Source organism: Enterobacter cloacae complex sp. IR53030, from assembly GCF_049238365.1.
GTDB lineage: Bacteria > Pseudomonadota > Gammaproteobacteria > Enterobacterales > Enterobacteriaceae > Enterobacter > Enterobacter kobei.
Genome location: NZ_JBMKHA010000009.1, coordinates 57,675 through 84,243 on the forward strand (window position 1 = coordinate 57,675; position 26,569 = coordinate 84,243).

The 26,569-nt window shown below is 52.6% G+C and carries 22 protein-coding genes and 2 tRNA genes; 8 read left to right on the top strand and 16 right to left on the bottom strand.

Annotated features, from left to right (window positions below; all coding sequences use genetic code 11):
- The first annotated feature begins 15 nt into the window (after positions 1-15).
- Entirely contained in the window at positions 16-345 is a 330-nt protein-coding gene (locus ACOTXR_RS11440) for an HI1450 family dsDNA-mimic protein (RefSeq protein WP_003856748.1), read from the top strand.
- 31 nt (positions 346-376) lie between these two features.
- Here ACOTXR_RS11440 and ACOTXR_RS11445 read toward each other — a convergent pair whose 3' ends face one another.
- The 7 genes from ACOTXR_RS11445 to ACOTXR_RS11475 form a co-directional block, all read right to left on the bottom strand.
- Complete coding sequence (locus tag ACOTXR_RS11445) at positions 377-1,246, bottom strand: ion transporter (protein ID WP_023330571.1); 870 nt, start codon at positions 1,244-1,246, stop codon at positions 377-379.
- Between the two features lie 14 nt (positions 1,247-1,260).
- Positions 1,261-2,265 carry a murein tripeptide/oligopeptide ABC transporter ATP-binding protein OppF gene (oppF, locus tag ACOTXR_RS11450; RefSeq protein WP_014884159.1) on the bottom strand — a complete coding sequence of 335 codons (1,005 nt, stop codon included), beginning with the start codon at positions 2,263-2,265 and terminating at the stop codon, positions 1,261-1,263.
- Positions 2,262-3,275, bottom strand: coding sequence for an ABC transporter ATP-binding protein (locus ACOTXR_RS11455; protein WP_014884160.1), 1,014 nt, complete (start codon positions 3,273-3,275; stop codon positions 2,262-2,264). Before ACOTXR_RS11455 ends, oppF begins: the two co-directional genes overlap by 4 nt.
- 11 nt (positions 3,276-3,286) lie before the next feature.
- Positions 3,287-4,195, bottom strand: a complete 909-nt coding sequence (gene oppC / locus ACOTXR_RS11460; protein ID WP_014884161.1) for an oligopeptide ABC transporter permease OppC — start codon at positions 4,193-4,195, stop codon at positions 3,287-3,289.
- Between the two features lie 12 nt (positions 4,196-4,207).
- Complete coding sequence (gene oppB / locus ACOTXR_RS11465) at positions 4,208-5,128, bottom strand: oligopeptide ABC transporter permease OppB (protein WP_014884162.1); 921 nt, start codon at positions 5,126-5,128, stop codon at positions 4,208-4,210.
- A gap of 83 nt (positions 5,129-5,211) precedes the next feature.
- Positions 5,212-6,843 (bottom strand): oligopeptide ABC transporter substrate-binding protein OppA, encoded by a 1,632-nt coding sequence (gene oppA / locus ACOTXR_RS11470; protein WP_023330572.1) that lies wholly within the window; start codon positions 6,841-6,843, stop codon positions 5,212-5,214.
- 770 nt (positions 6,844-7,613) lie between these two features.
- Complete coding sequence (locus ACOTXR_RS11475) at positions 7,614-8,261, bottom strand: YchE family NAAT transporter (protein ID WP_014884164.1); 648 nt, start codon at positions 8,259-8,261, stop codon at positions 7,614-7,616.
- 480 nt (positions 8,262-8,741) lie between these two features.
- Here ACOTXR_RS11475 and adhE point away from each other — a divergent pair, with 480 nt between their 5' ends.
- Positions 8,742-11,420: a bifunctional acetaldehyde-CoA/alcohol dehydrogenase gene (adhE, locus tag ACOTXR_RS11480; protein WP_421767031.1), complete on the top strand. Its 2,679-nt coding sequence runs from the start codon at positions 8,742-8,744 to the stop codon at positions 11,418-11,420.
- Positions 11,421-11,484: 64 nt separating this feature from the next.
- On the opposite strand, the gene tdk is transcribed toward adhE, so the two are convergent.
- Positions 11,485-12,099 carry a thymidine kinase gene (tdk, locus tag ACOTXR_RS11485; protein ID WP_045135478.1) on the bottom strand — a complete coding sequence of 205 codons (615 nt, stop codon included), beginning with the start codon at positions 12,097-12,099 and terminating at the stop codon, positions 11,485-11,487.
- A 550-nt stretch (positions 12,100-12,649) separates the two neighbouring features.
- Here tdk and hns point away from each other — a divergent pair.
- Complete coding sequence (hns, locus tag ACOTXR_RS11490) at positions 12,650-13,063, top strand: histone-like nucleoid-structuring protein H-NS (protein WP_008502781.1); 414 nt, start codon at positions 12,650-12,652, stop codon at positions 13,061-13,063.
- A gap of 201 nt (positions 13,064-13,264) precedes the next feature.
- Here hns and galU read toward each other — a convergent pair whose 3' ends face one another.
- The 3 genes from galU to rssA all read right to left on the bottom strand — a co-directional run bounded on the left by galU (position 13,265) and on the right by rssA (position 16,381).
- Positions 13,265-14,173: a UTP--glucose-1-phosphate uridylyltransferase GalU gene (gene galU / locus ACOTXR_RS11495; RefSeq protein ID WP_045135479.1), complete on the bottom strand. Its 909-nt coding sequence runs from the start codon at positions 14,171-14,173 to the stop codon at positions 13,265-13,267.
- A 200-nt stretch (positions 14,174-14,373) separates the two neighbouring features.
- Positions 14,374-15,387, bottom strand: coding sequence for a two-component system response regulator RssB (rssB, locus tag ACOTXR_RS11500; RefSeq protein WP_014884168.1), 1,014 nt, complete (start codon positions 15,385-15,387; stop codon positions 14,374-14,376).
- 91 nt (positions 15,388-15,478) lie between these two features.
- Complete coding sequence (gene rssA / locus ACOTXR_RS11505; protein ID WP_200923885.1) at positions 15,479-16,381, bottom strand: patatin-like phospholipase RssA; 903 nt, start codon at positions 16,379-16,381, stop codon at positions 15,479-15,481.
- A gap of 114 nt (positions 16,382-16,495) precedes the next feature.
- Between rssA and ACOTXR_RS11510 the strand changes: the two genes are divergently transcribed.
- The 4 genes from ACOTXR_RS11510 to ACOTXR_RS11525 all read left to right on the top strand — a co-directional run bounded on the left by ACOTXR_RS11510 (position 16,496) and on the right by ACOTXR_RS11525 (position 18,205).
- Positions 16,496-16,954 (top strand): YchJ family protein, encoded by a 459-nt coding sequence (locus tag ACOTXR_RS11510; RefSeq protein ID WP_072205285.1) that lies wholly within the window; start codon positions 16,496-16,498, stop codon positions 16,952-16,954.
- Positions 16,955-17,000: 46 nt separating this feature from the next.
- Positions 17,001-17,843: a formyltetrahydrofolate deformylase gene (gene purU, locus ACOTXR_RS11515; protein WP_014884171.1), complete on the top strand. Its 843-nt coding sequence runs from the start codon at positions 17,001-17,003 to the stop codon at positions 17,841-17,843.
- A 157-nt stretch (positions 17,844-18,000) separates the two neighbouring features.
- A tRNA-Tyr gene (locus ACOTXR_RS11520) sits at positions 18,001-18,085 on the top strand.
- 35 nt (positions 18,086-18,120) lie between these two features.
- A tRNA-Tyr gene (locus tag ACOTXR_RS11525) sits at positions 18,121-18,205 on the top strand.
- Between the two features lie 131 nt (positions 18,206-18,336).
- Here the strand turns inward: ACOTXR_RS11525 and ACOTXR_RS11530 are convergent.
- Positions 18,337-18,780 carry an Lrp/AsnC family transcriptional regulator gene (locus ACOTXR_RS11530; RefSeq protein WP_058689891.1) on the bottom strand — a complete coding sequence of 148 codons (444 nt, stop codon included), beginning with the start codon at positions 18,778-18,780 and terminating at the stop codon, positions 18,337-18,339.
- A gap of 108 nt (positions 18,781-18,888) precedes the next feature.
- Between ACOTXR_RS11530 and ACOTXR_RS11535 the strand changes: the two genes are divergently transcribed.
- Positions 18,889-19,785 (top strand): DMT family transporter, encoded by an 897-nt coding sequence (locus tag ACOTXR_RS11535; RefSeq protein ID WP_058689890.1) that lies wholly within the window; start codon positions 18,889-18,891, stop codon positions 19,783-19,785.
- On the opposite strand, the gene narI is transcribed toward ACOTXR_RS11535, so the two are convergent.
- From narI to ACOTXR_RS11555, 4 genes are read right to left on the bottom strand one after another with little or no spacing between them, the layout of a single operon-like run.
- Positions 19,782-20,459 carry a respiratory nitrate reductase subunit gamma gene (gene narI / locus ACOTXR_RS11540; protein WP_023330579.1) on the bottom strand — a complete coding sequence of 226 codons (678 nt, stop codon included), beginning with the start codon at positions 20,457-20,459 and terminating at the stop codon, positions 19,782-19,784. The genes ACOTXR_RS11535 and narI overlap by 4 nt on opposite strands.
- A complete protein-coding gene (narJ, locus tag ACOTXR_RS11545; RefSeq protein WP_058689889.1) occupies positions 20,459-21,169 on the bottom strand; it encodes a nitrate reductase molybdenum cofactor assembly chaperone in 711 nt (236 codons plus the stop codon). The genes narI and narJ overlap by 1 nt, the downstream gene beginning before the upstream one ends.
- Complete coding sequence (gene narH, locus ACOTXR_RS11550; RefSeq protein WP_058689888.1) at positions 21,166-22,701, bottom strand: nitrate reductase subunit beta; 1,536 nt, start codon at positions 22,699-22,701, stop codon at positions 21,166-21,168. The genes narJ and narH overlap by 4 nt, the downstream gene beginning before the upstream one ends.
- On the bottom strand, positions 22,698-26,441 hold the full coding sequence (locus tag ACOTXR_RS11555; RefSeq protein ID WP_045135481.1) for a nitrate reductase subunit alpha: 3,744 nt from the start codon (positions 26,439-26,441) through the stop codon (positions 22,698-22,700). The genes narH and ACOTXR_RS11555 overlap by 4 nt, the downstream gene beginning before the upstream one ends.
- Positions 26,442-26,569 lie beyond the last annotated feature (128 nt).

Consider the following 26,569-nt stretch of genomic DNA (forward strand, 5'->3'; position numbering starts at 1 on the left):
AAACAGGTAGTCATCATGGAAATGGATCTGAACAATCGCCTGACCGAAGACGAAACGCTCGAGCAGGCCTATGACATTTTTCTCGAACTGGCGGTTGATAACCTCGATCCCGCGGACGTGATCCTCTTTAATCTGCAGTTCGAAGAGCGCGGCGGTGCCGAATTGTTCGACCCTGCAGAAGACTGGGCTGAACATGTGGATTTCGACCTGAATCCTGACTTCTTTGCCGAAGTGGTGATTGGGCTGGCTGACGAAGATGGTGGGGAAATTAACGACATTTTCGCTCGCGTCCTGCTCTGCCGGGAGAAAGACCACAAGCTGTGCCACATTCTCTGGCGCGAATAATAAAAAAGGCTGCGATGGCAGCCTTTTTTATTTACTTCGGTAACTCGCTCCCACAGCGGTTGCAAAACCGCGCGCTCTGCTCATGCTCTCCCTGATGACAGCGCGGACATTTACGCTGCGCTTTATGGCTTTGAAATGCACTGCTCATGTGCGTGGTAATTAACCCCGTCGGGATAGCAATCACCGAATACCCAATCAGAATGAGCACGGATGCCACTATGCGCCCCAGCGGCGTATGGGGTGTGATATCACCGTACCCCACGGTCGTCACGGTCACGATGGCCCAGTAGACGGAGGCGTTGAGCGTTGTGAAGCCGTATTTGGGCCCTTCTATCAAATACATCAGCGCGCCGAAAACAATCATCACAATGGCAATAAACGAGTAAAACAGAATAAGCTGATGTCGTGCGCTAACGATGGCACTCCAGAATACGCGCAGCGACGGCATAAAACGCAGCAATTTAAGAATTCGCAATACGCGAATCACGCGCATGGCGCGCCAGGCGAAAACATAGTTGAGACTGATTTCTGGCCATAGCCACATGACATAGAGCGGCAGGATAGTCGCTAAATCGATAAAACCCCAGAAGCTGAATACGTACTTTGCCGGATTGGGCCAGCAAACGACCCGCAGAATATACTCAGCGGTAAAGACCAGGGTGATCGCCAGTTCAAGCCAGACAAAGGCATGCCATTCATCAAATGTCAGGTGATATTGTGTCCCGACACCGGATTCAATAAAGATGACAATGACACTGAGTAACGCAAACAGCGCGCAGAGTCCCTCAAAACGGCGTCCCGATACCGTTTCTGGATCGAATAAAAGATGATAGAGCCGTCGACGGGCTGAAGTGAATAAACGCGACACGGTAACCTCGCAATAAATAAGGGCTGACATCATGTCAGCCCTTGCGATTATAACGGGTCTACTTTCAGGCAGGAAACCGCATGTCGGAAACTGCCTTCCAGAACCGGTCGTGTTTTCGCACATTCCGGCCCGGCCATCGGGCAGCGCGTACGGAAAACGCAACCTGACGGAGGGTTAATTGGTGAAGGCAATTCTCCTTCCAGAAGCTGGATCGTTTTATTTTTCTCCAGATCGGGATCGGGGATGGGTACTGCAGACATCAGTGCTTTGGTGTAAGGGTGCAGCGGATTGTGGTACACCTCATCATACGTGCCCAGCTCCACGGCATGACCCAGATACATCACCAGCACACGGTCAGAAATGTGTTTTACCACGGCCAGATCGTGCGCAATGAAGATCAGCGACAGCCCCATCTCGCGCTGCAGCTTCTGCAGCAGGTTTACCACCTGCGCCTGAATGGAAACGTCCAGCGCGGAAACCGGTTCATCACAGATAATCAGCTTCGGCTCAAGGATCAGCGCACGCGCAATACCAATACGCTGACACTGACCGCCGGAGAATTCGTGCGGATAACGGTTAATGAGGTTAGGCAACAGCCCCACTTTCAGCATCATCGCCTTTACGCGGTCACGGACTTCCTGACGCGGCATCTTAGGATGATAGGTGCGCAGCGGCTCGGCAATAATCTCTCCGATGGTCATACGCGGGTTAAGTGATGCCAGCGGATCCTGGAAAATCATCTGGATGTCGCTTCGCACGTCGCGCCACTCGTCGGGCTTCATCCCCAGCAGGTCTTTACCCAGCCACGCCACTTTTCCGTCGGTAGCTTTGACCAGGCCGATAATGGCACGAGCGAAAGTGGATTTCCCACAGCCGGACTCGCCCACGACCCCCAGGGTCTCCCCCTCGTACAGACGCAGGGTGACGCCATCCACCGCTTTTAGGGTTTTCGGCGGCTGCCAGAACCACTGTTTACCATCCTTAATATCGAAATGCACCTTAAGGTCAGCGATTTCGAGCAGCACATTGCGTTTTTCATCTAATGCGTTCATACCAGCTCCTCCTGCGGCTTAAAGCAGGCGCGCAGACGGCCTGGTGCAAATGCTTCCAGCGGCGGCGCGCTGTTGCAGATTTCCATCGCATGCGGACAGCGCGGCTGGAACGGACAGCCTTTTGGCAGACGCAGCAGGTTTGGCGGGTTGCCCGGAATGGTGAGCAGGGATTCCCCTTCCGCATCAAGCCGCGGCACCGCGTTCAGCAGGCCAATGGAGTATGGATGGGCAGGCTGATAGAACACGTCACGCGCTTTGCCGTATTCCATCGTACGACCGGCATACATCACCAGCACTTTGTCACAGATACCGGCAACAACACCCAGATCGTGGGTAATCATGATAATCGCCGTGTTGAACTCACGCTTAAGCTCGTTCAGCAGGGTCATGATTTGCGCCTGAACGGTAACGTCCAGTGCGGTAGTCGGTTCATCGGCAATCAGCAGTTTTGGCCGGCACAGCAGTGCCATAGCAATCATCACGCGCTGACGCATACCGCCGGAGAATTCGTGAGGAAACATGCGCATGCGCTTACGCGCTTCCGGCATTTTTACCGCATCCAGCATTTTGACGGATTCCTCAAACGCTTCCGCTTTCCCCAGACCTTTATGCAGCATCAGAACTTCCATCAGCTGCTCACCGACGCGCATATACGGGTTCAGCGAGGTCATCGGGTCCTGGAAAATCATCGAGATCTGCTCGGCACGCAGCTTGTTCAGCTCGTGCTCCGGCAGGTTGAGGATTTCGCGACCATTGAATTTTGCGGAACCGCCAATCACACCGTTAGATGCCAGCAGGCCCATCAACGCAAAGGCGGTCTGGGATTTTCCGGATCCGGATTCACCGACAATCCCCAGCGTTTCACCCGCACTCAGGTTGAAGTTGAGATCGTTGACGGCGGTAACATCCCCGTCAGGGGTTTTAAAGGTCACACGGAGGTCTTTTACGTCCAGCAGAAGATTGCTCTGCTGTTGCGCCTGTGGCGCAGTGGCCGTTTCAATAATTGTCATGACGGCGCTCCTTAACGGTCTTTCGGGTCGAGGGCATCACGCAGGCCATCGCCGATAAAGTTGAAACAAAACAGTGTGACCACCAGGAAACCCGCCGGGTAGAGCAACAGCCACGGTGAGACTTCCATCGAGTTTGCACCATCGCTCAACAGTGCGCCCCAGCTGCTCAGTGGTTCCTGCGTACCCAGCCCCAGGAAGCTGAGGAAGGATTCAAACAGGATCATGCTTGGCACCAGCAGTGAGGCATAGACCACAACCACCCCCAGCACGTTAGGAACAATATGGCGAACCACGATATTTCGGGTAGATACGCCACCAACCTGCGCGGCTTCGATAAATTCTTTACGTTTCAGGCTCAGCGTCTGGCCGCGCACGATACGCGCCATATCCAGCCAGGAAACCATCCCGATGGCCACGAAAATTAACAGAATGTTCTGGCCGAAGAAGGTCACCAGCAGAATGACGAAGAACATAAACGGGAAGGAGTTCAGGATTTCCAGCAAACGCATCATCACTGAGTCCACTTTGCCGCCAAGGTAGCCGGAAAGTGAGCCGTAGAGCGTCCCCAGAATTACCGCCACCAGCGCGGCGGCGATACCGACCATCAACGAGATACGCCCCCCAATCGCGACGCGCACCAGCAGATCACGGCCGGATGAGTCGGTCCCGAAATAGTGACCGGATTCCATATCCGGCGCGCTGGACATCATGCCCCAGTCCGTATCGAAATAGGTAAATTGCGACAGCATCGGTGCCAGGGTCACAAACAGCGCGATGATCACCAGAACCACCAGACTGGCGACGGCGGCACGGTTGTGCATAAAGCGACGGCGTGCATCCTGCCAGAGACTACGACCTTCCACTTCCAGTTTTTCACTGAAGTTTTCCAGCGCCTCGCTGTTTTTCTTACTCAACATCATGGCGTGCTCCAGTTAGTAACGGATTTTCGGGTCGATGACGGCATACAGCACATCAACGATCGCGTTAAAAAGAATGGTGAGCGCACCAACGAGGATCGTCAGGCTCAGTACCAGCGAATAGTCGCGGTTGAGCGCGCCGTTAACGAACAGCTGACCAATGCCCGGCAGACCGTAGATGGTTTCGATAACCATCGAGCCCGTGATGATCCCAACGAATGCAGGCCCCATATAGGAGAGCACCGGCAGCAGCGCCGGTTTGAGCGCGTGGCGGAAGATAATCCGGCGCATCGGCAGCCCTTTCGCGCGCGCGGTGCGGATGAAGTTCGAATGCAGCACTTCGATCATAGAACCTCGGGTGATACGCGCGATACTGGCGATATAGGCCAGAGATAATGCCACCATTGGCAAAATCATGAACTTCAGAGCCCCGCCGTTCCAGCCGCCGCCAGGCAGCCACTTCAGCGTAATGGCAAATATCATCACCAGTAATGGCGCGACAACGAAGCTGGGTATCACTACCCCGGTCATTGCCACCCCCATTACGGCATAATCCCATTTGGTATTTTGTCTGAGCGCGGCGATAACGCCTGCGGTAACCCCAAGAACGACGGCCAGAATGAATGCCGCAGCACCCAGTTTTGCCGAAACCGGGAAGCTGGAGGCCACCAGGTCGTTTACGGAATAGTCTTTATATTTAAATGACGGTCCAAAATCACCGTGCGCCAGCTGCTTCAAATAATTGAAGTATTGGGTAGTGATGGGATCGTTTAAGTGATACTTCGCCTCGATATTCGCCATAACTTCCGGCGGCAGCGTACGTTCACCGGTAAATGGACTTCCCGGTGCGAGACGCATCATAAAGAAGGAAATCGTAATTAGAATAAATAACGTTGGTATCGCTTCTAGACAGCGACGCAGGATAAATTTCAACATTGCCCGTACCTTCTGGCGTGTGCCTGATGAATGTTACAAAGTAGACACAGTGGGGCAAGCCAGGCTCACCCCACGTATTGCCATTAATGCTTGATAATATAAAGATTCTTAACGGAAATATTATCCAACGGGTCTTTACCGGTATAACCCCCTACCCACGGTTTCACCAGACGGGCGTTAACGTAGTAGTAGACCGGTACGATTGCAGAGTCTTTATCGAGCTGCTCTTCAGATTTCGCGTACAATTCTGCGCGTTGCGCATCGTCAGACACTTTCAGCGTATCAGCGATGATCTTGTCGAACGCCGGGCTCTTATAGTGCGCAGTGTTGTTTGAACTGTCGCTGAGCATCGTGTTCAGGAATGAGGTCGGTTCGTTATAGTCCGCACACCAGCCTGCACGCGCCACGTCGAAGGTCCCCTGATGACGCGTATCGAGGAAGGTTTTCCACTCCTGGTTTTCCAGCTTAACGTTGACGCCCAGGTTTTTCTTCCAGATAGACGCGACGGCGATAGCCAGTTTTTTATGCAGATCTGACGTGTTGTACAGCAGGTTAAACGTTAATGGCTTATCGGCAGTGTAGCCCGCTTCAGCCAGCAGCTTTTTCGCTTCTTCGTTACGTTTTTCCTGTGACCACTTGAACCATTCAGGCTCAACCAGTTTCATTCCATCGGTATAAGGAGGGGTGTAGCTATACGCCGGGAGATCGCCCTGGTTTTTCACTTTGTTCACGATAATATCGCGATCCAGTGCCAGCTTCAGCGCAGTACGAACGCGTACGTCGGTGAACGGTGCTTTCTGGTTGTTGATTTCGTAGTAATAGGTGCACAGGTATGGGTCGACGTGAACTTCTTTCGGGATCTCTTTCTTCAGCTTCTGGAACAGTTCAATCGGCATGTTGTTATAGGTCATGTCGATTTCACCGCTACGGTAGCGGTTAACATCCGTGACTTCAGAAGAGATTGGCAGGTAGGTGACCTGATTAATCACGGTCTTCGCGTTATCCCAGTATTGCGGATTACGCTCCAGGACCATACGTTCGTTGACCACCCAGTCTTTCAGCTTATAGGCGCCGTTGGTCACGATATTGGCAGGTTGCGTCCATTTTTCACCAAATTTTTCCACAGCGGATTTTGGTACCGGGGAAACGGATGGGTGAACCAGCAACTTATAGAAGTACGGAACAGGTTCGCTCAACGTCACTTCAAAGGTATTGGCATCGATCGCTTTCACGCCAAGGTCGGTGACCGGCTTTTTACCGGCGATGATGTCATCGATATTGGCGATGTGGCCATATTGCAGATAGCTCGCATACGGAGAGGCGGTATTTGGATTCGCCAGGCGCTGCCAGCTATACACGAAATCTTCGGCGGTAACCGGCGTACCGTCGGACCATTTGGCATCTTTACGCAGATGGAAGGTCCAGACTTTAAAATCTTTATTTTCCCACTTTTCTGCCACACCTGGTGCCGGGTGGCCGTCAACGTCAGTCACCAGTAGACCTTCGAACAGGTCACGGTTAACGTTTGACTCAGGAACACCTTCAATTTTGTGCGGGTCAAGAGACTGAACTTCCGCACCGTTGTTACGCACCAGCGTCTGTTTCTCCGCCAGTTGTACTCCTGCAGGAACGTCCGCAGCCATTGCAGCATTGCCCGCGATTAGCGCAGTTAAAATCCCCGCCGCTACCAGATTTTTTTTTGTGATGATGGACATTGTGTTGGTACTCCACTCATTATAATTACTGGCTTTCGCCAGCTGTCTATTCCCCTGTTGGGGCCTGTACAGCGCAGGAGTTTTTTTTGCTGCTGTCAGGTTCTTCTTTTACTACTTGCTATCACCGACTTTTTTATTACTGACTGCTCGTATGGCCGTCTTGCGTCGATTCTTCACAGGCCTCCCCTGTTTGAGACCTGAGCTGGATATCTGAGAAGAGAGCTATATGAAAATAATTCTCATCTGATTGTTTTATGCTGCAAAATAATAGGCCGGAAAGTATCAAATGGCGTAAACGCGCGCCAATACATTTTGCAAATTTGTTAAGCAATTCTCTTTTACGAAGTACTTCGTGTCGTTGGGGGCAGCCCTGCCAGACATCGAAAGCCGGTAAAAACACCGGGTATTCAATAAGGTAGAGAAAACTTCCTCTACTCGCGCGTCGCTGCGCTACTTTTGAGTGATTTTGTACAAAAATTTAACAACTGATCATTATTTAGCACATTCCTCTAAGGGAAAGTTGAAATTACTAATAACATTTCGGTTATCTCTCAGCAAGCCCCAGAGTATCGTGTGAGTAAAATAACAGAGCGTTAGAAGATTTTCTGTGCAGGCGGGATTGTGCGAAATTCATAACCCTTTGAAATAAAAGAGATGAACATTATTAGTAGAATTTATTATGATATGTGAGCATTTCAACTTTAGTTATATGATTTGCTGATATTCACGTAAAAAAACGGAGCCGTAGCTCCGTTCTTTCATTCGAAATATTAGTGTAGCAAGCCGGGGAAAATGCTTTTAATACCGGTGACAATGAATTCGATCCCTAACGCCATCAACAACAACCCCATGATACGGGTGATGACGTTAATCCCCGTCTGTCCCAGCAAGCGAACCAGCCAGGGCGCCATACGAAATACCCCCCAGCAGCAGAGCGCGAAAACAGCAATAGCGACAGAAAAACCAATCAGGTGCATGAGGCTATGGTAACGCGTACCCCAGACAATGGTTGAACTGATGGCACCGGGCCCTGCCATCAAGGGTAACGCCAGCGGAACCACGCCGATACTCTCGCGTATCGCGGTTTCTGACTTCTCCTGCTTGTTCTGTTTGTCCTCGCCCAGCTTACCGCTGATCATCGACATGGCGATCGTCACCACCAGGATCCCACCCGCAATGCGGAAGGAGTCGATGGAGATACCGAAGACCTGGAGAATGGCATCCCCCAGGAAAAGCGAGGTGAGCAAGATGATCGCCACAGACAGGTTAGCGGTGAGATTGGTTTTGTTCCGGGCCGCCGCCGTCTGGTAACTGGTCATACTAATAAAGACAGGAATGATACCCACCGGGTTAACCAGGGCAAACAAACCGATAAAAAATTTGAAATACGTTGGAAAATCAAAGAGCGTTTGGATCACGTTTTGCTCCGCCTTTGCACATGCCCGGGACTGACAACGTTGTCATGAAAAATCGCGCTGAAGATACGCTTTTTATTAGCATACTTCACCAGAAATCTGTGCCAAAACGTTAGCATTTCAGAATGTTAAACATATGTTGAATCATTGATGTCGCCACTTCCAATAGTTACATAATTAATTAACAGTGGAAAAATATCCATGAAATAACCCTGCTGAAAGGTATCAGCTTGGGGAGAAATTGACGCAGATCATGATTTCCGTACTCAGAAGTGAGTAATCTTGATTACGCCCCCCAGGAAGGTCACCTGTCAAAAAGGGATGATGCTAAGGTAAGGCTCTTTTAGTAAATTAGTGTGCTGGAGCATAAAGTAACCCATTGTTTTACTTTATGTAACGCAAGTCGTATTGGCACTGTCTATACTGTCTGACGTATCGAGCGCTGGTTTACTAAAAGAGTTTAAACATTATCAGGAGAGCATTATGGCTGTTACTAATATCGCTGAACTGAACGCCCTCGTCGAGCGCGTTAAAAAAGCCCAGCGTGAATATGCCAATTTCACCCAAGAACAGGTTGATAAAATCTTCCGCGCTGCCGCTCTGGCTGCTGCAGATGCTCGAATCCCTCTCGCTAAAATGGCCGTTGCCGAATCTGGCATGGGTATCGTTGAAGATAAAGTGATCAAAAACCACTTTGCTTCAGAGTATATCTACAACGCCTATAAAGATGAGAAAACCTGTGGCGTGCTGTCTGAAGACGACACCTTCGGCACGATCACCATCGCTGAACCTATCGGTATTATCTGCGGTATTGTTCCAACGACTAACCCAACTTCAACGGCTATCTTCAAATCTCTGATCAGCCTGAAGACGCGTAACGCAATTATCTTCTCTCCACATCCACGTGCAAAAGATGCGACCAACAAAGCAGCAGATATCGTTCTGCAGGCTGCGATTGCCGCAGGCGCACCAAAAGATCTGATTGGCTGGATCGACCAACCTTCCGTTGAGCTGTCCAACGCACTGATGCACCATCCTGACATTAACCTGATCCTGGCGACCGGTGGTCCTGGCATGGTTAAAGCTGCATACAGCTCCGGTAAACCTGCCATCGGTGTGGGCGCGGGTAACACCCCTGTTGTTATCGACGAAACTGCTGATATCAAACGTGCCGTTGCTTCCGTACTGATGTCTAAAACCTTCGATAACGGCGTTATCTGTGCATCTGAACAGTCTGTTGTTGTGGTTGATTCCGTATACGACGCAGTACGCGAGCGTTTCGCCAGCCACGGCGGCTACCTGCTGCAGGGTAAAGAGCTGAAAGCGGTTCAGGACATCATTCTGAAAAATGGCGCGCTGAACGCCGCTATCGTAGGTCAACCCGCCTATAAAATTGCTGAACTCGCAGGCTTTACCGTTCCGGCAACCACCAAGATCCTGATCGGTGAAGTAAAAGTTGTCGACGAAAGCGAGCCGTTTGCTCACGAAAAACTGTCTCCTACGCTTGCCATGTACCGTGCGAAAGATTTCGAAGACGCGGTAGAGAAAGCTGAGAAATTGGTTGCCATGGGCGGTATCGGTCACACCTCTTGCCTGTACACCGACCAGGATAACCAGCCTGAGCGTGTTGCTCACTTCGGTCAGATGATGAAAACTGCCCGTATCCTGATTAACACCCCTGCTTCTCAGGGTGGTATCGGTGACCTGTACAACTTCAAACTCGCACCTTCCCTGACTCTGGGTTGTGGTTCCTGGGGTGGTAACTCCATCTCTGAAAACGTTGGTCCGAAACATCTGATCAACAAGAAAACCGTTGCTAAGCGAGCTGAAAACATGTTGTGGCACAAACTTCCGAAATCTATCTACTTCCGCCGTGGCTCTCTGCCAATCGCGCTGGATGAAGTGATTACTGATGGCCACAAGCGTGCGCTCATCGTGACTGACCGTTTCCTGTTCAACAACGGCTACGCTGACCAGATCACCTCTGTTCTGAAAGCGTCTGGCGTTGAAACTGAAGTGTTCTTTGAAGTTGAAGCTGACCCAACACTGAGCGTGGTGCGTAAAGGTGCTGAACTGGCGAACTCCTTCAAACCAGATGTGATTATCGCTCTGGGTGGTGGTTCCCCAATGGATGCCGCGAAAATTATGTGGGTTATGTACGAACATCCAGAAACCCACTTCGAAGAACTGGCGCTGCGCTTTATGGACATCCGTAAACGTATCTACAAGTTCCCGAAAATGGGCGTGAAAGCGAAAATGATCGCCGTCACCACCACTTCCGGTACGGGTTCAGAAGTTACGCCATTTGCAGTAGTAACTGACGATGCAACCGGTCAGAAATACCCACTGGCTGACTACGCCCTGACCCCAGATATGGCTATCGTTGATGCCAACCTGGTTATGGAAATGCCGAAATCACTGTGTGCCTTCGGTGGTCTGGATGCCGTGACTCACGCTCTGGAAGCTTACGTTTCTGTTCTGGCATCTGAGTTCTCTGACGGTCAGGCTCTGCAGGCACTGAAACTGCTGAAAGAAAACCTGCCAGCGTCTTACAACGAAGGTTCTAAGAACCCTGTAGCGCGCGAACGTGTCCACAGTGCAGCCACTATCGCCGGTATCGCGTTTGCGAACGCCTTCCTGGGTGTTTGCCACTCTATGGCGCACAAACTGGGTTCACAGTTCCACATTCCTCACGGTCTGGCGAACGCCCTGTTGATCAGCAACGTTATCCGTTATAACGCCAACGACAACCCAACCAAGCAGACGGCTTTCAGCCAGTACGACCGTCCGCAAGCGCGCCGTCGTTATGCTGAAATCGCTGACCACCTTGGTCTGAGCGCACCGGGCGACCGCACTGCTGCGAAGATTGAGAAACTGCTGGCATGGCTGGAAAGCCTGAAAGCTGAACTGGGTATTCCTAAATCTATCCGTGAAGCAGGCGTTCAGGAAGCTGACTTCCTCGCTCACGTAGACAAGCTGTCTGAAGATGCATTCGATGACCAGTGTACTGGTGCTAACCCGCGCTACCCACTGATCTCCGAGCTGAAACAGATTCTGCTGGATACCTACTACGGTCGTGAGTTCAAAGAAGGTGACGTTGCTGCTGTGAAAACAGAAGCAACTGTCATTAAAGCTGACAAGAAAGCGAAGAAAAGCGCTTAACTGACAGCCTGATGAAAAAACCCGCCTTCCAGGCGGGTTTTTTTATGTCTGAATACCAAAGAGGTTATTTTCTGTTGTCGTGCTGAATCGCCGTCAGAGAGCCGACTGACAGCGCTTCTTTATAATGCTTACGACAGACCGAGACATAGCGTTCATTGCCGCCTATCACCACCTGCTCCCCATCTGCATAAGGTTTTCCGGCCTGATCGAGTCGAAGCACCATGCTGGCTTTACGTCCGCAGAAGCAGATAGTTTTCAGTTCCACGAGCTTATCTGACCAGGCGAGCAGATACTGGCTTCCGGCAAACAGCTCCCCGCGAAAGTCCGTACGCAGTCCGTAGCACAGAACGGGAATATCCAGCTCATCCACCACTTCGGAGAGCGCATGAACCTGTTCACGCGTCAGGAACTGGCTCTCATCAACCAGAACGCAATGAATAGGCTCTGACGCATGCGCAGCGCGGATGTCATTCAGCAGGTCAGATTGCGGGTTAAACAATCTGGCTGGCGAAGACAGGCCTATTCTTGAACTCACCTTTCCGGCACCGAAGCGGTCGTCGATTTCAGCGGTATAAACAACGGTACGCATCCCTCGTTCCTGGTAATTGTATGAGGATTGCAGCAGTGCGGTAGATTTGCCGGCATTCATTGCCGAATAGTAGAAATAAAGCTGTGCCATTGGCCGTAAAACCCTAATCAATGTGTAATATTACCGATGATTCATTGTACCATATTTTGTCTGGTCTTCCGCGACAGGCCGCACAGAAGATGCCTTGCTGAAAGGTGTAAAACAGCTACTTCTGGCGAAAATAATCTGTTAAAACAGAGAGTAAAGATAAGCTCATTTGTGAATATGTTATAGGGTGAGCCAAACATAACACTTCTTTTTATAGTGGCATCAGCGTTCATTAAAATTCACTATTTATTAACTATTCCTGCCTTAACACCCCAGCCTGGAACTAATACAAAAGGCTGATATTTATCCGCCGAAACTATAATTCCTGCGGTAAATGTCACAAAAAAAAGATGCAATCGGCGGGGTTAAGCAGGTTAACGTGATAACAAGCGACACACAGTCGAAGAGGAAATTTAAGTTAGCGTAATTAATAATAGCGGCTTTATTTAGTATTTTTTGAATTCCTTACATTCCTGGCTATTGCACAACTGAATTTATGGCTCTATTATTAGGACAACAAACCACCCCCCATTATAAGTTTGAGATTACTACAATGAGCGAAGCACTTAAAATTCTGAACAACATCCGTACTCTTCGTGCGCAGGCAAGAGAATGTACCCTTGAAACGCTCGAAGAAATGCTGGAAAAATTAGAAGTTGTAGTTAATGAACGTCGCGAAGAAGAAAGCGCTGCTGCTGCTGAAATCGAAGAGCGTACTCGTAAACTGCAGCAATATCGTGAAATGCTGATTGCTGATGGTATCGATCCAAATGAATTGCTGAACAGCATGGCTGCAGCTAAAACCGGTACCAAAGCAAAACGCGCTGCGCGTCCTGCTAAATATAGCTACGTTGATGAGAACGGCGAAACTAAAACCTGGACTGGCCAGGGCCGCACTCCTGCTGTAATCAAGAAAGCTATGGATGAGCAAGGTAAACAGCTGGATGACTTCCTGATCAAGGATTAATCACGCCGAATTCAGAAAAATCCCGCTTCTGGCGGGATTTTTTTTTGGCCGCAATTTATTGCAAACATCCTCTTACACAACGTCATAAAGCGTTATTCATCGATATAGCTATGCTTACAATCAGGCACCCCGGGGCGTTTTATGGGCATAAAAAAACCGGTGGGCAACGCCACACCGGTTTCAGACATTTACACCTGGGAGTTATTTCTTAATACCCATACTCTCTTTGAGCCAGGCTTTAAATTCTTCACCCAGTGAATTGTGGCGAATGCCATATTCAACGAAAGCCTGCATATAACCGAGCTTATTACCGCAGTCATGGCTCTTACCTTTCATATGGTAAGCCTCAACGGTCTCTTTCTCGATCAGCATATCGATAGCATCGGTCAGCTGGATTTCATCCCCTGCGCCTGGAGGCGTTTTCGCCAGCAGAGGCCAGATTTCAGCACTCAGGACATAGCGACCCACAACCGCCAGATTAGAAGGCGCTACGTCGGCTTTAGGCTTCTCTACAACGCCAACCATGGGTACGCTTTCGCCTGGTTCAAGGTTAACGCCTTTGCAGTCAACCACGCCGTAAGCCGTCACGTCATCAACAGGCTCAACCATGATCTGGCTGCTACCCGTTTCATCGAAACGCTTGATCATCTCTGCCAGGTTGTCCTGGGAAAGATCGGATTCGTATTCATCCAGAATAACGTCAGGCAGAATAACCGCTACCGGCTCATCACCGACAACCGGGTGTGCACACATCACCGCGTGACCCAGGCCTTTAGCCAGCCCCTGACGCACCTGCATAATAGTGACGTGCGGAGGGCAAATAGACTGAACTTCTTCTAACAGCTGACGCTTAACACGTTTTTCCAGCATGGCTTCGAGTTCAAAACTTGTATCGAAGTGGTTTTCGATAGAGTTTTTTGATGAATGCGTAACCAGCACAATTTCAGTGATGCCGGCAGCGATACACTCATTGACGACATACTGAATTAATGGCTTATCAACCAGAGGCAACATCTCTTTAGGAATCGCCTTAGTTGCTGGTAACATCCTGGTCCCCAATCCCGCTACCGGGATGACGGCCTTTCTGACTTTCGAATTTAGGGCAGCCATTCAAATTCTCCTGATTTGTTCAAGTTTTGAACTTTTATGCAATAAATAACGCGTTGAGTATATCAGCCTCGCCCTGCAGTCCGGGTCTGAAAAGAACGCGTTGCCGATCAATTAGGACAAATACGCATGATTCTGGGCTGCGATAGTAGCACTCCCGAGAAAACAGAGGTAAAGCAATCTTAAAATTACGCTCCAGTTGCTTATTCCGTGGACAACATTAAGCGTAGCCTTCCCCCAGCCCCCCAAATTTGGCACTGCCATGAGGAACAACGGTGGCTAATTTGATTAAGATACGCCGTACCCAGTGTTCCAAGCGGTACACCGTTACTCACCTGAATATGGTGTTCACCCGTATTCAGTGACGCATTCAGACCTGCTGAAACGAGGATAAGATTTTTTAAACCGCTATGGTAATAACCCACCAGCAGCGGGAACTGTCCCGGTAAATTGGCCTGACGAAAAAGCTGGTTTACTTGTTTGAGTAAACTGCCTAACTCAGGAAGCCGTTGTCCCTGATGCGATAACTGTTCCTGCAATAAACCGTTAAATAGCGCACGAAGTAACAACGCGGCTAATACGCCATTATCCCCTGCACGGGTTACGTCCAGAGAATAAAACGCGAGATCAGAGTCAGACAGTGGCGCAATATCCAGCACCAGCCCAGGCTGGTCAGCCGCCACCAGCTGGCGATAATTTACGCGGCAGTGTGAAATAGTCTGCTGAACGGGTGGCTGAAGTTCTTGCAACAGTTTGGCTGCCGCAGGCGGATCACTTACCAGCGCGTCCCAGTCCTGGAAAAGACGTTCCTCTTCCTCAACGCGGGAATTAAACATATTCGGATAGAGGCACGCTAATACCGTTTCACGTAACCGGTTCAGATCTTTAACGGGTTTAAGCAGGATATCCTGGACGCCAAGGCGCAATGCTTTGGCGATATCCGCCATATTTTCTGTCGCAGAGATCACCAGAATGGGCATCTGGTCACCCTCGTTACGCAGATGTTCAACCAGTTTCAGTCCGTTCATGCGCGGCATCGCGATATCGCAAATCATCAGATCGGGCGCAATGCTGGTCATTTTTTCCAGCGCGTCGATGCCATCTTCAGCCAGTAACGTGTTTGCGCCCAGTGAGGATAACCATGAATCCAGTAGCGATCGGAAAACGGGCTCGTCTTCAACAATCAAAATGTGTTTTCCGGCCAATGGCTGCGTCATGGTTCCTCCCCTGGCTGATAGTTACTAAATAGTGGCATGCTATCGGTACTATCGCCTGTCAGATTTTGCTGAAGTAGTCAAAAAAAGGTGCTTAACGTGCTGTTCGCACAAATGGCAGCAACTCGTCTATTTTCTTTTCGACGGCTAATGAGCCCGCTGCGATGGCGGCCTCAGCCCGATGGAAATCAAGGGTAGAGATTTGTGGACAGTATGGCTGAATAAGAATATCCGGAGGATCGCCAGCCATACGGTTACGTTTAAGGCGATTCTCAAGAACCTGAATAGAGGTGGTCATGATTTCCATCGCCGTCGGTGCGGCGACCGAGCGTCGTGCGGCCAGACGCCCAATTCTTCCGCGCAAACGCGCGTGCCAGGCAAGCTTCTCGCCTTCGGCATCTTCGCTCTGGAGATTGACCGGCATAAGGTCTTGCTGCATCAGGTGAGCATCGTGCTGCAAATCCACGGCAATCACGATATCGGCCCCCATGGCACGCGTCAGAGAGATGGGAACAGGATTAACGACGCCACCATCGACAAGCCAATAACCGTTATGGGGGACAGGTGCCATAAGCCCGGGAATGCTGCATGAGGCACGCACCGCAAGGTGAATATCTCCTTCGGTCAGCCAGAGTTCGCGTCCGGTGCTGAGATTCGTCGCGACGGCACCGAAAGGCATCTGACAATCCGTGAAGTCCTGAAGAGGCATAACCTGGCGGAACTGCTTAAAGACGCGTTCGCCGCGCAACAGTCCACCGCGCTGCCAGGAGAGATCCATCAGGCGAAGCACGTCCCAGTAGCTGAAGGAACGTACCCAGGTTTCGAGTTCCGGGAGTTTGCCGCACGCATACGCGGAGCCGACAAGCGATCCTATGGAACATCCCGCAACGATATCGACGTCAACGCCCATCTTGTTTAAGGCATTAATCACGCCGATGTGGGACCATCCCCGGGCTGCACCTGAGCCCAGCGCCAGTCCAATTTTAACCTTTCTCATTAGCCCTGTTTTACTTCCCCTGGATTCCTGACATAGCGTCAACGCAACAGCTCAGTTAACATAGTGCTACCCGAGGCGTTTAACGCCCTTATTTTTTATTCCAGGAAGAGAATCGTGTCTCAACTCTGCCCCTGTGGTAGCGCTCTGGAGTATAGCCTATGTTGCCAGCGATATCTTTCTGGCAATCAGGTTGCACCGGACCCGTCACACCTCATGCGTTCACGGTATACTGCTTTTGTGATCAAAGACGCAGACTACCTGATAAAAACCTGGCACCCATCCTGCCACGCCGCCGACTTCAGACAAGAGATCGAAGCCGGGTTTACGCATACCCAATGGCTAGGACTTACCGTCTTTGAATCGTCATCCGGCAGTCACGACGACGAAGGCTTTGTCAGCTTTGTCGCCCGCTTTACCGAGAACAATAAACCTGGCGCCATTATCGAGCGTTCCCGGTTCTTAAAGGAAAGCGGGCAATGGTATTATATTGACGGTACGCGCCCACAGTTTGGTCGTAACGATCCCTGCCCTTGTGGTTCAGGTAAAAAATTTAAAAAGTGTTGCGGGCAGTAACGCCTGACAACCCAGACTTCGCAAATACAAACAGGATTTCCCGGCGATGCAATCATTACAACGTAAAGTTCTGCGCACTATCTGTCCCGATCAAAAAGGGCTGATCGCACGAATTACCAACATTTGCTACAAACATGAACTGAATATCGTGCAGAACAACGAGTTCGTTGACCACCGTACCGGTCGTTTCTTCATGCGAACCGAACTGGAAGGTATTTTCAACGACACCACCCTGCTTGCCGATTTGGACAGCGCGCTGCCGGAAGGTTCGGTGCGTGAGCTGAATCCAGCGGGCCGTCGTCGCGTTGTGATTCTGGTGACGAAAGAAGCTCACTGCCTGGGCGATCTGCTAATGAAAGCCAATTACGGCGGTCTGGATGTTGAAATCGCCGCGGTTATCGGCAACCACGAGACCCTGCGCACGCTGGTTGAACGGTTTGATATTCCGTTTGAACTGGTGAGCCATGAAGGCCATACCCGTGAAGAGCATGACAACCTGATGGCTGAAGCCATTGAAGCGCATAATCCGGACTACGTGGTGCTGGCGAAATATATGCGCGTGCTGACGCCCTCTTTCGTGGCGCGTTTCCCGAACAAGATCATCAACATTCACCACTCATTCCTGCCAGCCTTCATTGGTGCCCGCCCTTACCATCAGGCGTACGAGCGCGGCGTGAAGATCATCGGCGCGACTGCGCACTACGTGAATGACAATCTGGACGAAGGCCCAATCATCATGCAGGACGTCATTCACGTGGATCACACCTACACGGCTGAAGACATGATGCGCGCTGGCCGTGACGTTGAGAAGAATGTGTTAAGCCGTGCGCTGTATCAGGTGCTGGCACAGCGTGTCTTTGTCTACGGTAACAGAACGATTATTCTTTAATCGACAATGAAATGAACTGGTTAGCTTTCCAGCTTTGCGCGTAAAAATCATGCAACCAGTTTATTTTTATTGTGGTAACGCTTTACAGGGGCGTGTCATTTGATATGATGCGCCCCGCTTCCAGCAGGAAGCGGGCCAGTAAATAGCATTACCCCGTGGTGGGGTTCCCGAGCGGCCAAAGGGAGCAGACTGTAAATCTGCCGTCATCGACTTCGAAGGTTCGAATCCTTCCCCCACCACCATCTCTCAGCATTACCTCAAAATGTGAATTACCCCTGGTGGGGTTCCCGAGCGGCCAAAGGGAGCAGACTGTAAATCTGCCGTCATCGACTTCGAAGGTTCGAATCCTTCCCCCACCACCATCATTTCCAAACACCTCTGAATTATCTGCTCGCACTCGACCTCATGCATTTCCGTTATGGGGAAGGATGAGAAGCTTCGACTAAGCCGTTGTAGGCCGGGTAAGGCGCAGCCACCACCCGGCGACAGGCAGCTACATCGGTGGCAATCGTCGCTTCACCGGCGAACTCTTCACAATCGACGTATTACACTGCGCATGCTCCGCCAGCCCGTCCAGCAACATATCCAGTTGCTCAATCGAGCGCACCACCAGCCTGATCACGAAGCAATCTTCCCCGGTCACTTTGTCGCTCTCAATACACTCCGGCATCGCCTGAATGTACTTATCCACTTTATGCAGCAACCCAGGCAGCGGCCGCACGCGCACCAGCGCCTGCAGCGTATATCCCAACGCCGCCAGATTCACCCGCGCACGATATCCCTGAATCACACCGCGTTCTTCCAGCCTTTTCAGCCGTTCTGCCGTGCTGGGTGAGGTCAAACCGATACGGCCACTGAGCACCTTCAGCGACATGCGCGCATCTTCAACCAGGCAGGTTAATATGTGTCTGTCGATCTCATCGAGAAGGTTTTCCATCGATTTTGCCTCATTTTAAAAAGTCATCACTCTCTTTCACCTTATATCACCCCTGTAAAACCCGACAGCGATTTTCGACAATAAGGTCATTAAATCAGGAGGTGGATAATGCGTGATTTCCATAAAGGCGTCTGGCAAATGAGCCTGGCGATGTTAATTTCCGGCTCTATCGGTGCGTTTGTTTTACTCTCCGGTCTGCCCGTCACGGAAGTGGTCTTCTGGCGCTGTCTTATTGGGGCCATAACACTTTTTATTTTTATCCGGGTCAGTCAAAAGCCCTTTAGTCCCCTCACCCGCACCACGCTGATGCTGGCGATTCTCGGGGGTGTGGCATTAGTTGTGAACTGGCTACTGCTTTTCGCCGCTTACGAACGTATCTCTATTGGCCTGTCTACCGTGGTATATAACACCCAGCCGTTTATGCTGGTATTGATGGGGATGTTTTTAGGTGAGCGCGTCAGCCTGGTAAAATGGGGCTGGCTGTTCCTCGCCTTTGGCGGAGTGGTGATATTGCTCTCCAGTGAGCTGACCGGAGCCCATAACAGTAAATGGCTCGCAGGGGTTGGTCTGGCCATGGCCGCGGCCTTCTTCTATGCGCTGACGGCAATCATTGCGCGCAAACTCAAAACAATCGCCCCACAGCATATCGCTTTTATCCAGGTGCTGACCGGCGTGGTGATGCTGCTGCCTTTTGCCAGCCAGCAGTCGCTCTCCGTCGATTTTCCCTGGCCGATCTTGCTGACGCTGGGCATCGTCCATACCGGTATTATGTATCAACTGCTGTATAGCGCGATCCAGAAACTGCCAACGCCGGTGACCGGCTCCCTGTCGTTTATCTATCCGGTGGTGGCAATTATTGTAGATAATCTGGTGTTCGGACACGCATTGAACCTGACGCAGCTGGCGGGTGGTGCGTTAATCCTGTTTGCCGCAGCGGGCAACAACCTGGGCTGGGGCGAAAAAAAACCCCGCGAGTGCGGGGTTGGTATTAAAACGGTGAATTAGCGACGGGCACGCACAATCTGATACTTGCGTGTCAGGTACTCCACCGGCGCGCTCCAGATGTGTACCAGACGGGAGAACGGGAACAGCACAAACAGCGTCATCCCCAGCACCAGGTGAACGCGGAAGATAAACGCCACGCCGTCCAGGTGTTCGGACGCGCCACCGTGGAAAGTCACCACGGACTGCGCCCAGCCGACCAGCTTCATCATTTCACTGCCGTCCATATGCTGCGCCGAGAACGGAATGGTCAGCAGACCCAGCGCGCATTGCACCACCAGCAGGGAAAGGATCAGGATGTCCGCCGCGGTGGTCGTTGCCCGCACACGCGGGCTGAACAGACGACGTTTCAGCAACAGCAGGCCCCCGACGAGGGTCATCACGCCGCAGGCACCGCCCGCGATCATCGCCATCTTCTGTTTCACCTCAATCGGCAGCCACGCTTCGTACATCCAGTGCGGGGTCAGCATCCCGAGGAAGTGCCCGGCAAAAATCCCGAGGATCCCGATATGAAACAGGTTAGACGCGACGTGCATCCCCTTACGATCCAGCATCTGGCTGGAGGCAGCACGCCAGGTGTACTGGCCGTAGTCATAACGCAGCCAGCTTCCCACCAGGAACACGGTGCCCGCGATATACGGGTAAATGTCAAAGAAGAACATATTCAGGAAGTGCATTAGTGCCGTCCTCCGTTAGAGATATCCAAATATTGCGGAGCGACCGCCCCGGCAAAACGACGCTGGTGAGCGGAGATTTCAGACTCGCCGCAGCTCTGGTCAGCAAAGAATTTCACCTGCTCTTCCTCCCAGACCGCATCCAGCGCTTGCGGGGTATCATCGCGGGCTTCATCCGCGATTTTCTCCGCCACTTTTTCACTGTCGACAGCGGCGTTTGCCAGCTTCATCAGCAGGTCGAACAGCACCGCATAGCGGCTCTCACGCTGCTGAAGACGCGCGCTGAGCAACGCCAGGATCGGCGCGATGTCCTGCAGACCGCCCAGCGCCTCGTCTTTCGGCAGTTGAGCCAGATACTCCAGGTACAGCGGCAGATGGTCCGGCAGCTCGCGGCTGTCGAGCATCAGGCCGTGCTGTTCGTACTGTGCCATCAGGTCCACCATCGCCTGACCCCGGTCGCGGGATTCACCATGAACGTGTTCGAACAGCAGTAACGACGTTGCACGGCCACGGTCAAACAGCTGGCTGTAGTCCGCCTGCGCGTTGAGCAGATCGCGCGCTAACAGGTCGCGGAGGAAAACGCCCAGCGTCTGGGCATCCTCTTTATCCAGGTTTTCAGATGACGCGAGTGCATCAAAAAGCTCCTGCTGATGCTGCGCAAGCGCAGCATCCGGATACTCGAGCAGACGCGAAACAATGACGAGTTCAATCATTGGTGCGGCTCCGTTTTGCTGGTCACATCCATGGCGTCGATGCGGCGGCTGTTAAACAGGTTGAATTTGCTGTCTGACCCATGGCAACCGTCGCCAAAACTAAAGCCACAGCCATTTTTCTCCGGGAAGGCCTCGCGAGCCAGTTCACGGTGGCTGCTCGGCACCACGAAACGGTCTTCATAGTTGGCAATTGCCAGGTAGCGGTACATCTCCTGGGCCTGTGCTTCAGTCAGACCGACCTCGTCCAGCGCGCGGGTATCGTTAACGCCATCAACGGTTTCCGCACGCTTAAAGTGACGCATCGCCAGCATACGTTTCAGCGCCAGCAGTACCGGCTGGGTATCCCCTGCGGTTAGCAGGTTTGCCAGATACTGAACCGGGATACGCAGGCTCTCGACGTCCGGCAGAATGCCGTTGCTGCCCAGCTCGCCTGCATCGGCAGCAGACTGGATTGGCGACAGCGGCGGCACGTACCAGACCATCGGCAGCGTGCGGTATTCCGGATGAAGCGGCAGAGCCAGCTTCCAGTCCATCGCCATTTTATACACCGGTGACTGTTGCGCCGCGTCGATAACGCTCTGTGGAATACCGTCCTTCAGCGCCTGCTCAATGACTTTCGGATCGTTCGGGTCAAGGAACACGTCAAGCTGACGCTGATACAGATCTTTCTCGTTCTCGGTACTCGCGGCATTTTCAATCGCGTCTGCGTCATACAGCAGCACGCCGAGGTAGCGGATACGGCCTACGCAGCTTTCGGAGCAGACGGTTGGCTGACCTGCTTCGATACGCGGGTAGCAGAAGATGCACTTCTCTGATTTCCCGCTCTTCCAGTTGAAGTAGATTTTTTTGTACGGGCAGCCGGTGATGCACATACGCCAGCCGCGGCATTTGTCCTGGTCGATCAGAACGATGCCGTCCTCTTCACGCTTGTAGATGGCGCCGCTTGGGCAGGTCGCCACGCACGCCGGGTTCAGGCAGTGCTCGCAAAGGCGAGGCAAATACATCATGAAGGTTTTTTCGAACTGGCCGTACATCGCCTTCTGCATGTTCTCGAAGTTCTGGTCTTTGGCGCGTTTTTCGAACTCGCCGCCCAGAATCTCCTCCCAGTTTGGACCGCTGGTAATTTTGTCCATGCGCTTGCCGGTGATCAGCGAGCGAGGACGCGCGATCGGCTGGTGTTTGCTTTCTGGCGCGTTGTGCAGGTTCTGGTAGTCATAGTCAAACGGCTCGTAGTAATCCTCAATGCCCGGCAGATGCGGGTTAGCGAAGATTTTTCCCAGAAGCATCGCGCGGTTACCCATGCGCGGCTGCAGCTTGCCGTTGATTTTACGGATCCAACCGCCCTTCCACTTCTCCTGGTTTTCCCAGTCGGTCGGGAAGCCGGTACCCGGCTTGCTTTCCACGTTGTTGAACCAGGCGTACTCCATACCTTCACGGCTGGTCCAGACGTTTTTACAGGTGACCGAGCAGGTGTGACAGCCGATGCATTTATCCAGATTCAGCACCATGCCGACTTGTGAACGAATTTTCATTTTACGCTCTCCTGTACCTGGTCATTACCTTCGCCGTCTAACCAGTTAATGTTCTTCATCTTACGTACCACCACGAACTCATCGCGGTTCGATCCTACGGTGCCGTAGTAGTTAAAGCCGTAGGCCAGCTGCGCATAGCCCCCGATCATATGGGTCGGCTTCGGCGTAATACGGGTCACGGAGTTGTGGATCCCGCCGCGCTGTTCGGTGATTTCTGACCCCGGCAGGTTAACGATACGTTCCTGCGCGTGGTACATCATGGTCATCCCGGCCGGTACGCGCTGGCTCACCACCGCACGCGCCGTCAGAGCACCGTTGCTGTTAAACACCTCGATCCAGTCGTTATCTTCAATACCCAGATCTTTGGCATCCGTCTCGCTCATCCAGACAATTGGACCGCCGCGCGAAAGCGTCAGCATCAGCAGGTTGTCGCTATAGGTCGAGTGGATCCCCCACTTCTGGTGCGGCGTCAGGAAGTTCAGCGCCTTTTCAGGGTTACCGTTGGATTTCGCGCCCATAACTGCGGTTACGGAGCGGGTGTCGATTGGCGGACGGTACACCAGCAGGCTTTCACCGAAGTCACGCATCCACTGGTGATCCTGATACAGGGACTGACGACCGGACAGCGTGCGCCATGGGATCAACTCGTGAACGTTGGTGTAACCGGCGTTATAGGAGACATGCTCATCTTCAAGTCCTGACCAGGTCGGGCTGGAGATAATCTTGCGCGGCTGGGCCTGAATATCGCGGAAGCGGATTTTCTCTTCCTCTTTATTCGTTGCCAGATGCGTGTGGTCACGACCGGTAAACTCGCTCAGCGCTGCCCACGCCTTCACCGCCACGTGGCCGTTGGTTTCCGGCGCCAGGGTCAGGATCATCTCTGCGGCATCAATCGCCGTGTTCAGCATTGGCTGGCCTTTCGCCGGGCCGTCCGCTTTGGTGTAATTGAGCTTACGCAGCAGATCCATTTCGCTCTGGGTATTCCAGGCAATCCCTTTCCCGCCGTTACCGATTTTCTCCATCAGCGGACCGATAGAGGTAAATCGCTCGTACGTCGCCGGGTAATCACGCTCCACCGGAATGATGTGCGGCGCGGTCACGCCCGGGATCAGGTCACATTCGCCTTTTTTCCAGTCTTTGACGTCCAGCGGCTGCGCCAGCTCTGCCGCAGAGTCGTGCTGGATTGGCAGCGTCACCACGTCGGTCTCTTTGCCCAGATGCCCGACGCACACTTCAGAGAATTTCTTCGCGATATCTTTGTAGATATCCCAGTCGCTTTTCGACTCCCACGCCGGGTCAACCGCGGCAGACAGCGGATGAATAAACGGATGCATATCCGAGGTATTCATGTCGTCTTTTTCGTACCAGGTCGCGGTTGGCAGCACGATATCGGAATACAGGCAGGTACTGGACAGACGGAAGTCGAGGGTCACCACCAGATCCAGCTTGCCGTCCAGACCGTTGTCTTTCCATTCCACCTCTTCCGGCTTCACGCCACCCTGCTTGCCGAGATCTTTCCCCTGGATACCGTTCTCGGTACCGAGCAGGTATTTCAGCATGTACTCATGACCTTTACCGGACGAGCCCAGCAGGTTGGAGCGCCAGATGAACAGGTTACGCGGATGGTTTTTGCCGTTCTCTGGCTGTTCAGCCGCGAAACGGATTGAGCCGTCTTTCAGGGACTTAACGGTGTAATCCACCGGTGACATTCCAGCTTTTTTCGCCTCTTCCGCGATGCGCAGCGGGTTAGTACCCAGCTGCGGCGCAGACGGCAGCCAGCCCATGCGCTCAGCGCGGACGTTGAAGTCAATCAGGTGGCCGCTGTAGCGGGATTTATCCGCCATTGGCGACAGCAATTCCTGCGCGGTAACCGTCTCGTAGCGCCACTGGCTGGAGTGGTTATAGAAGTACGAGGTACTGTTCATGTGACGTGCAGGACGCTGCCAGTCAAGGGCAAACGCCAGCGGCTGCCAGCCGGTCTGCGGACGCAATTTTTCCTGGCCTACGTAGTGGGCCCAACCGCCGCCGCTCTGACCGACACAGCCGCAGAAGATCAGCATGTTGATCAGGCCACGATAGTTCATATCGAGGTGATACCAGTGGTTCAGACCCGCGCCGACGATGATCATTGAGCGACCGTGCGTCTTATCCGCGTTTTCTGCAAATTCGCGGGCGATACGGGTAATCTGTGCGCGAGGAACGCCGGTGATCTGCTCCGCCCATGCCGGGGTGTAGGCTTTTACGTCGTCATAGCTGGTTGCGCAGTTTTCATCATTCAGACCCCGTTCCAGACCGTAGTTCGCCATGGTCAAATCGTAAACGGTAGTGACGAGCGCCGTTGAGCCATCAGCCAGCTGCAGGCGTTTAACCGGCAGTTTATGCATCAGAACATTTTTCAGTTCAACCTTGTTGAAATGCTCTGATCCTTCGCCTCCAAAGTACGGGAAGCCGACCTCGGCGATCTCGTCCTGGCTGCCCAGCATGCTGAGACGCAGTTCCGTCTCTTCACCGGTGGTACCGTTACGCTGTTCGAGGTTCCACTTGCCCTTCTCACCCCAGCGGAAGCCGATAGAGCCGTTAGGTGCCACCAGCTCGCCGTTGCTGTTATACGCAACGGTTTTCCATTCAGGGTTATTTTCCTGGCCCAGCGCGTCCACCAGATCGGCGGCGCGCAGCGTACGGCCAGCGGCGTAGTAACCGTCACGCTCTTCCAGCATCACCAGCATCGGCATGTCGGTGTAGCGACGTACATAGTCGGTGAAATACTGGCTTGGTTTATCGAGGTGGAATTCGCGCAGCATAACGTGGCCCATCGCCATCGCCATCGCGGCGTCGGTACCCTGTTTCGGTGCCAGCCACAGGTCACACAGTTTGGCAATTTCCGCATAGTCCGGGGTGATCGCAACGGTTTTGGTCCCTTTGTAGCGGACTTCGGTAAAGAAGTGCGCGTCCGGGGTACGGGTTTGCGGAACGTTAGAACCCCAGGCGATGAGGTAGCTTGAGTTGTACCAGTCAGCAGATTCCGGCACGTCGGTTTGCTCGCCCCAGGTCTGCGGAGACGCAGGCGGCAGGTCGCAGTACCAGTCGTAGAAGCTCAGACAGGTGCCGCCGATCAGTGACAGATAGCGCGCACCGGAGGCGTAAGAGACCATCGACATCGCCGGGATCGGCGAGAAGCCTGCCACGCGGTCAGGGCCGTAGGTTTTGACAGTGTAGACGTTAGAGGCGGCAATCAGCTCGTTTACCTCTTTCCAGGAGGAACGAACAAAGCCACCGCGGCCGCGAGCCTGCTTAAAGCTTTTCGCTTTATCCGCATCTTCGATGATGGACGCCCAGGCATCAACCGGATCGCTGTGCTGCACTTTCGCTTCACGCCACATTTTCATCAGACGCTTACGCATCAGCGGGTATTTCAGACGGTTAGCGCTATAGAGATACCAGGAGTAGCTGGCGCCACGCGGGCAGCCGCGCGGTTCGTGGTTCGGCATATCCGGGCGGGTGCGCGGATAGTCGGTCTGCTGCATTTCCCAGGTCACCAGACCGTTTTTAACGAAAATCTTCCAGCTACATGAGCCAGTGCAGTTTACGCCGTGGGTAGAACGGACAACTTTGTCATGCTGCCAGCGTTGACGGTAACCGTCTTCCCAGTCCCGGTTGGTATCCAGAACCTGGCCGTGCCCATCGGCAAAAGTTTCACCCTTCTGTTTGAAGTAGCGAAACCGGTCCAAAAATTTGCTCATCGGGTATCTCCTGTGTGGAGCCTGTGGCTCTCTAAATCGACATTGCTGATTTGCAGCGAAGGTAACGCTCTGAAAGAGGAGGAGAATTGATAACGATCAAGACGACGAGGGACTTTCAGGGGTGGGGT